General features: G+C 55.0%; 1 protein-coding gene. It reads left to right on the top strand.

The genetic code is table 11. The annotated features are described in order from the left end of the window. Positions 1 to 113: 113 nt before the first annotated feature. A partial coding sequence (locus E3E28_RS10765; RefSeq protein ID WP_167915452.1) for a hypothetical protein occupies positions 114 to 502 on the top strand: 389 nt, incomplete at its 3' end.

Here is a 502-nt window from a genome sequence, read left to right as displayed (position 1 = left end):
GGGCATTGGGTTGAGGGCAAGAGAGGGGCTCCGCTGTACTGCCACCACTGCGGCGCGCTCTTCGACCAGAGCGGGCAGGTCCTCCTCGTAATTCACGAGGTGGCGGGGTTCTGATGGTGGCGGCTCGGGCGGAGATGATTCAGCTTTCCGCGGACGCTGGAAGGCCGATTTACAAGCCTTTCTTTGATTACATGCGGCGCTCGCTGATGGATATGGAGAACAGGTACCTCTTCAGTGACTTGATTGAGTACCTGTTTCCTGGCGAGTTCGCACTTTATGACGTTGACTCAGTACTCTTTAGTAAGGAGTCGAGGGAGCCAGTTGCTGCCTTCGAGTTGAAGAAGAAGAGCTGGCGGACGGCTCAGGAGGCTTGGAGTGCTGGAGAGCTTGAGGTGAATGGGTACCAGTTTCTCAGGCTCAAGAGGTTGGCGAGGAGGTTTAGCGTGCCTTTGTTTTACTTTGTTTGGGTTGGCGGGAAGTTTGTGGTTTTCAGGGTTGATGA

It is taken from the genome of Thermococcus sp. 21S9 (assembly GCF_012027635.1).
In the GTDB taxonomy this organism is placed as follows: domain Archaea; phylum Methanobacteriota_B; class Thermococci; order Thermococcales; family Thermococcaceae; genus Thermococcus.
The sequence above is the reverse complement of the archived record's forward strand: the minus strand, read 5'-3'. Positions and strand labels throughout refer to the sequence as shown.